Source organism: Gilliamella sp. Fer4-1 (assembly GCF_001690515.1).
Taxonomy (GTDB): domain Bacteria; phylum Pseudomonadota; class Gammaproteobacteria; order Enterobacterales; family Orbaceae; genus Gilliamella; species Gilliamella apicola_C.
The window spans coordinates 1-7,129 of record NZ_LZGZ01000239.1 but is presented as its reverse complement, the minus strand read 5'-3'; the positions used below and the strand labels follow the sequence as shown (position 1 = coordinate 7,129).

The following is a 7,129-nucleotide window of genomic DNA, read 5'->3' as shown; positions in this document are numbered from 1 at the left end:
TTATAAATAGTTTACAATTAACGGAAAGTTTAACAATATAGTTGTTATTATAATATTTACTGTAAAACTAAAAGAAATTATTAATAATGCTGTCTAAAATAATTAGCAAAAATGGCGTACAATATAATGGCATATAAATGCAGATTTATTATAAATAATTTAGGAATTTAGTATGACAGGCAAATTTATTGCCATTGAAGGGCTTGAAGGCGCAGGTAAAACGACGGCGATTAATATCGTTGCTCGCATTTTGAATCAACATCATATTGATGATGTACAATTCACTCGTGAGCCAGGGGGCACGCCGATTGCTGAAGCTTTACGTAATATTATTAAAAATGGTTTAGATAATGAGCCTTTGACTGATAAAGCTGAATTACTTATGCTATATGCCGCACGTATTCAGTTGATTGACAATGTGATTAAACCAGCACTGCATGCGGGTAAATGGGTTATTGGCGATCGTCATGATTTATCCACACAAGCTTATCAAGGTGGAGGGCGTCAGTTAGATAAAGTTTTTATGATGACACTAAAGGAACAAGTATTAGGTGATTTTAAACCTGATTTGACTTTGTATTTGGATATTGATCCTGAAAGTGGTTTGCGGCGAGCAAGATCTCGAGGCGATCTCGATCGTATTGAACAACAGTCGCTACCTTTTTTTAAGCGAGTTCATCAACGCTATTTAGAACTAGCCAAACAAGATGAAACGATTAGGATGGTCGATGCTACAAAATCAATTGACAATGTAGCTGAGCAAATTGAACAAATTTTAATAGATTGGTTAACAAAACAGGTTAATATTTAATGATGTTAAGTGATTATCCTTGGCTTTTGCTACCTTATCAGCAATTGGCTTCTGGTATTATGCATAAGCGTGCTCATCATGCGCTATTAATTAATTATGTCCAAGGTAGCGGTGAAAAAGAATTTATTGAAAATCTTGTCAACCGTTTGTTATGCCAAAATTCACAGCAATTGGAGCCGTGCTTTAAATGCCACAGTTGCCAATTGTTTTTGTCTCATCATCACCCTGATTATTATGCGATAACTAATGAACAAGGTAAGCAATCAATAGGTATTGATCAAATACGTAATATATCTAGCAAGATTTACGAAAAATCCCAGCAAGGCGGTAATAAAGTTATTTGGATAAAACATGCCGCTTTAATGACTGAAGCAGCGGCTAATGCACTACTAAAAACGTTAGAAGAACCGCCAGACAGTACATATTTTATTTTAAGTGATGAGCATAATAGCCAATTATTACCTACGATTCATAGCCGTTGTTTTTCTTATTTTTTATCAACTCCAAAGTTAGAACAATCTATTGAATGGTTAAAAAACAAACATGATCAACAATACAGTGATAATGAGCTTGCTTCGGCGTTATTATTGAGCGAAAATGCGCCACTAAGAGCTATCGCGCTATTAGCACCAGAAAAGTGGCAACAAAGAAACATGTTTTGTAGCCAATTATTAGAGGTTATTCCTCAAAATAATTATTGGCAATTAGCAAAGACCTTTGATAATGAAGATTTTATTGAAGGAATTATTTGGTTTTGCGCTTTATTAAGCGATGCGCTTAAAGCAAAGCAAAAAGCGGGGCGCTTTATTGTTAATCGTGATCAAGTCCCGTTAGTTCGATTACTTGCGACTCAAAATAATGAAAAGCTTTCTGCTCTTTATCATTTATGGTTACAAGCAAGAAATCAGTTATTGACTATTACAGGATTGAATAAGGAGCTGATTATTTATAATGTACTTGCTCAATCCGAATTAATTAGCGAGGCAAAAAGCTAAGCTGTTTATAAAAATTTTATTAATGCTTCAAAAAAGCACACATTTAAGCTAAAAGGATCGTAGTGAGTTATTTATCTATTGAATTTTGTTTACTTTTTATCGCTTTTTTTGCCTTGTATTGGGGTTGTCGCTTATCACCCAAAACACAAAATACTCTGCTTTTAGTTGTAAGTTACCTGATTGTTGGTAGTTACAGCTGGCGATTTTCACTCATCCTTTTTATTTATACCTGTGTAATCTATTTTTTTTCTGTGATGATCGCAGCATCAGAACGTCATGCAAAGGGATGGTTAATTTTAGGGTTATGTGTATCTGTAATTAATCTAGCATTATTTAAATATTTTGATTTTTTCCGTTACGAGTTACAAGATCTGTTTAATTTATTAGATTTACCGATTTTGCTTCCCGCTATCACGGTATTAATCCCTATTGGGATCTCATTTTACACCTTTCATTCAATAAGTTATTTAGTTTCAGTAAAAAATCAGGAGTTACCTGTTGCTAATTTTTGGGATTTTGCCTTATTTCTGTCCTTTTTCCCAAGTATTATTGCAGGCCCTATTAACCGAGCTAAAGACTTTCTACCTCAAATAAATGTTAATCAACCGCGTGAAATTTTAGAGCCATTTCGCGCATTTACGCTACTTATTTTAGCTGTGATAAAGGTTTACTGTTTAGGTGGTTTAGTTAATGAGCATTGGGTTACACCTATATTTGCTAACCCACTAGAATTTAGTGTGGTTGATTTATTAGTTGGCCTTTATGCGTATGCAATACAGATTTATTTAAACTTTTCTGGATATACTGATTTAGTTACTGGCATTGCTCTATTATTAGGTTTTCGCTTGCCAATTAACTTTAATCTTCCTTATTTGTCATTGAATTTGAGAGAGTTTTGGGTACGTTGGCATATTAGTTTATCACGTTGGATTCGTGACTATATTTATATTCCTTTAGGCGGAAGTCGTCGAGGATTTATACGCACTCAAATTAATGTCATGTTAGCCATGTTATTATCGGGATTGTGGCATGGTGCTGGCATTAATTTTATTATTTGGGGGGCATGTCATGGTATTGGTATTGTGGTACTTAATATTGGCGACCGTTATTTGGGGCAAGGTTGGATAACCGCGCGTTCGCCACTGATGGCACGGTTATTAACATGGCACTATATTTGTTTTACATGGCTGTTTTTTAATAGTGAAAGTTTATCTGATGCTGTAGATTATTTGACAGCATTAACGCATAATTTCTTGATAGAACCGCATCATGTTGGGGCGTTTTTGGTTATTTGTGTCATCTACCTTGCCTACCCAATGTGTAAAAATTTTACTGAGTGGTTTATTTTACAGTTGACTAAAATGCCGAATTACTATTTACCTTTAGTTTTTATTTTGATTTTATGGCTGACGATTTATATTGCACCATCAGGAATGCCAAACTTTATTTACGCTAATTTTTAATGATGCTTAATTATGAAAATATATACACAATCGTTTTCAAAAAATAATAAAAAATCCAAACCGAATTTGAAACGGCAACGTAATAAATCACAGCATAAAAATACGCTTAAAAAAGATTGTAAAAAAAATAAGAAAACAAATTCATCTCTTGTTGTTACTAGCAATCTTTTGTCTACTCGCTATGTATTTTTGATAATGTTTGTTACCGCTATTGCGTTAATAGCTATTTACTACAAATCAATATTGATTTATTGCGAGCAAGTGTATCATACCGATTTGTTGAATAATAATACGCTTGCAAACCAAGAAAGTTTGATACAAGAGCTTGAAACAAGCAAGGATGACGAACAGGATTTTCAAAAATATATATCAATAAAAATACTTCCTCCGTTTTCTCAGTTGCTTGATGTTGCGGTGAAAGATGCTAAAAATAAGACAATTGATGCTTTAAAGAATGCAAAACTTGAAAGTGGACAAAGAGTCAATACTGACAACGTGTCCGAAACAGACCTAGCACAGCAAGATGAAAATCAAAAAGCACAAAAAGACACAGTACTAGTTGAGCCACAACCCATTATATTAACAAGCAATGATAAGGTGTTTTTTGCTGGTGATTCTTTAATGCAAGGTGTTGCACCATATGTTAAAAAAATGCTATTCAAGCAGTATAAAATAGAAAGCCTTGATTTGAGCAAACAGAGCACTGGGCTTGCTTATCCGAGTGCTTTTGATTGGCCAAAAACAATTAGTGATAATCTAATTGCAGATCCTTCAATTAAATTGCTTGTTGTTTTTCTTGGCGCAAATGATCCTTGGGATTTTCCAGTTAAAGGCTATGTCAAATATGCTAAATTCCAATCCGACTTGTGGGAAGAACACTACCGTTTGCGTATTGAATCTATTTTAAATAGTGCCATAGAGCATGATGTTCAAATACTTTGGCTGGCAGCGCCTTGTATGCGCAAACCAAAATTAAATAATGCGATGGTTTATCTAAATAATTTATATCAGTCCGAATTAGAAAAAGTCCAACAACATTTCTTAATGACAAATGATTTATTGGGATGTACGTATCAAAAATTTAGTAATTTCGTAGAAAGCAATAAAGCAAAAGTTAAGGTAAGGGTTGATGATGGTGTTCACTTTACGCCAACAGGCCAAAAAATTCTAGCAAAGGCCATTATGGAAAAAATAATTTATAAAGAATTAGAGGACACCCATAGTGATTAAATTTTTAAAATATATTATAGCCCTCATTGCAATAACGATTACTGGTTGTAGTGTAGCTGAAAGTAAAACATCTACTGTTGTTGATTTTGGGGATCCTAACGCTAAACAATTTGCAGCGCGTTTGAACTCGTTAGCGGATCATAAAAAAACTAACCGAGTAATCAATATTACTCAATTTGGCGATTCACATGTGGCAGCCGACTTTTTTACTGGTGAATTTAGAACATTAATGCAAAAAAAGTATGGCAACGCAGGTATTGGTTGGATAACGCCTATAGCGATAAAAGGGCAAAGCCATGCAGCGGTTACATGGCGAGCTAGAGATTGGGATATGCTAAGTAGCCGAACTTTAAGTAATCTTGATTTTCCCATGGGTGGTTTTATTGCTAAACCCATTAAAGATTCTGCTACTGTCCAAATTACAGCAAGAGGATCTTGCAATAAAAATTGGCAAGTTAAATTGACCTTTAAAACACTAAAAAACAACTCAAACCTACTATCGCTTTATGATGCTAATAACAATAAAATTAACTTCAGCTATACACCAACCCCAAAGGTTTGGCAAACTGCATCGGTTTTATCTAAAATGCCTTTAGTTATCAAAGGCCAAAAAGAGATGGAACTGGGTGGTATTTGGTTAACTTGTAATCAACAATCTGGTGTTGTTGTTTCACCCATTGCGACTAATGGCGCTAAACAAACCATTTGGCAAAAGTGGGGAAAAAACTGGTTTAAAGAACTTGCTGTATCGCAAAGTGATTTAGTGATCCTAGCATATGGTACCAATGAAAGTTTTGATGAAACATTAGACAGTAATCAATATCGAAAAAATTTAGTGAATAATATCAGAATGATTCGCGAAACATTGCCTAATGCTGCTATTTTAATAATGACACCCCCAGACACTATGGCAAATGAAAAAAATATGCCTAAATCTTTTGCAAAGATAATGACTATTCAAAAGCAAGTTGCTAAATCTGAAAAAACGTTATTTTGGGATTGGCAAGTGGCAATGGGTGGTCAGTTTTCTATTAAGCAGTGGCGAAAACGTGGACTTGCGCGTGCAGATTTAGTTCACCAAACATTAAAAGGATATAAAGAAAGTGCTCGTATCTTTTATGCTGATTTGAATGAATTTGTTAGAAAAAATAGCTAAAAATTTTGATTAAAAGGAACAAATAAGTTATGCCATCACCTATTATTATTGCTGTTGATTTTGCAGATGTAAAATCAGCGTGGAATTTTATTGATCGTGTTGAACCAAAAGATTGCCGTCTTAAAATAGGTAAAGAGCTTTTTACACACGCAGGTCCCGAATTTATTAAGCAAATTATGCAAAAAGGTTTTGACGTTTTTTTAGATCTTAAATTTCATGATATCCCAAATACGGTTGCTAAAGCCGTAACTGCTGCGGCTGATTTAGGTATATGGATGACCAATGTACATGCGAGTGGTGGGGCGCGCATGATGACAGCAGCTAAAGATGCTCTTTATTCATATGGTAAAGATGCGCCAATATTAATCGCTGTGACAGTATTAACCAGCATGGAATCGACCGATTTACAAGAAATAGGTATTAATGCATCGCCTTTAGAGCAAGCAACTAAATTAGCTATGCTAGCTAAAAATTGTGGACTTGATGGGGTAGTTTGTTCAGCAAAAGAAGTACAAAGTTTTAGAACGCGTTTAGGTAGTGACTTTAAATTAGTGACACCAGGTATTAGGCCAGCGGGTAGTAACCCTGATGACCAACGCCGTATTATGACACCTCAACGTGCTCAAGCTGCTGGCTCTGATTACTTAGTCATTGGACGGCCAATTACTCAAGCAGAAGATCCAGCTAAAGCGTTAAAAACAATTTTGGCCACACTTGATACAAGTAAGAGTTAATTAAATTATGTCTGATAACCCGATTATTTATTCAACCGATCAAGGTCGAATTAAACCGACAAAGCCAGCTATTTCACGTCCAAAGGGAGATGGCATTATTCGAATTCAGCGACAAACTTCAGGCCGTAAAGGTAAAGGTGTTTGTGTAATTACCGGATTTGAGATAGACGATGCACAATTATTACAGTTAGCTGCTGAATTAAAAAAGCGCTGTGGTTGTGGTGGTTCAGTTAAAGATAGTGCTATTGAAATTCAAGGTGATAAACGAGATTTACTAAAATCATTGTTAGAAGAAAAAGGATTCAAAGTAAAATTAGCTGGAGGCTGATTTCATGCTATAAAAATAGCGTCCATAACTAAAAAGGACGCTACTTATAAAAACATAGATATTAATTTGATCGATAAGTACGCATTTTTTTACTTATTTCACGGCGTTCTTTAGATATTTCGGCATTTTTAATAATATAATCATCAACACGATCATCATAATCGCTTTTCATATTCGCAATAATTGCTTGAAGCTCTTCGTAAGTCATATCAGGTTTAATATATTCACTTAAGTTTTCAAGTAAGAGTACACGTTTTTGGTTATCACGAATTTTCTTTTCATTGTCTGATATTTCACGCTTTAATTTATTTAAACGACGTGATAGACGAATGTATTCTAATACATCTTGAAATGACGATGCGCTTGCTTTTTCCTTGTCCATCTATAACCCCTTATCTGAAAAATGGAAAAT

Annotated in this window: 8 protein-coding genes; 7 read left to right on the top strand and 1 reads right to left on the bottom strand. The window is 34.6% G+C overall.

What is annotated here, in order from left to right; all coding sequences use genetic code 11:
* Positions 1-172: 172 nt before the first annotated feature.
* From tmk to yciH, 7 genes are all read left to right on the top strand, one after another.
* The gene (tmk, locus tag A9G30_RS08490; protein ID WP_065588665.1) at positions 173-811 is read left to right on the top strand and encodes a dTMP kinase; all 639 of its coding nucleotides are present in this window, start codon (positions 173-175) and stop codon (positions 809-811) included.
* Positions 811-1,806: a DNA polymerase III subunit delta' gene (gene holB / locus A9G30_RS08485; RefSeq protein WP_081295770.1), complete on the top strand. Its 996-nt coding sequence runs from the start codon at positions 811-813 to the stop codon at positions 1,804-1,806. The genes tmk and holB overlap by 1 nt, the downstream gene beginning before the upstream one ends.
* Before the next feature lie 62 nt (positions 1,807-1,868).
* The gene (locus tag A9G30_RS08480; RefSeq protein WP_065588664.1) at positions 1,869-3,269 is read left to right on the top strand and encodes an MBOAT family O-acyltransferase; all 1,401 of its coding nucleotides are present in this window, start codon (positions 1,869-1,871) and stop codon (positions 3,267-3,269) included.
* Positions 3,270-3,281: 12 nt separating this feature from the next.
* Positions 3,282-4,499 (top strand): SGNH/GDSL hydrolase family protein, encoded by a 1,218-nt coding sequence (locus tag A9G30_RS08475; RefSeq protein ID WP_065566883.1) that lies wholly within the window; start codon positions 3,282-3,284, stop codon positions 4,497-4,499.
* Entirely contained in the window at positions 4,492-5,655 is a 1,164-nt protein-coding gene (locus A9G30_RS08470; protein ID WP_065566882.1) for a GDSL-type esterase/lipase family protein, read from the top strand. Before A9G30_RS08475 ends, A9G30_RS08470 begins: the two co-directional genes overlap by 8 nt.
* A gap of 29 nt (positions 5,656-5,684) precedes the next feature.
* Positions 5,685-6,389 carry an orotidine-5'-phosphate decarboxylase gene (gene pyrF / locus A9G30_RS08465; RefSeq protein ID WP_065579681.1) on the top strand — a complete coding sequence of 235 codons (705 nt, stop codon included), beginning with the start codon at positions 5,685-5,687 and terminating at the stop codon, positions 6,387-6,389.
* Positions 6,390-6,396: 7 nt separating this feature from the next.
* Positions 6,397-6,717: a stress response translation initiation inhibitor YciH gene (gene yciH, locus A9G30_RS08460; RefSeq protein ID WP_065579680.1), complete on the top strand. Its 321-nt coding sequence runs from the start codon at positions 6,397-6,399 to the stop codon at positions 6,715-6,717.
* A 61-nt stretch (positions 6,718-6,778) separates the two neighbouring features.
* Here yciH and tmaR read toward each other — a convergent pair whose 3' ends face one another.
* Positions 6,779-7,099 (bottom strand): PTS system regulator TmaR, encoded by a 321-nt coding sequence (gene tmaR / locus A9G30_RS08455; RefSeq protein ID WP_065566879.1) that lies wholly within the window; start codon positions 7,097-7,099, stop codon positions 6,779-6,781.
* Positions 7,100-7,129 lie beyond the last annotated feature (30 nt).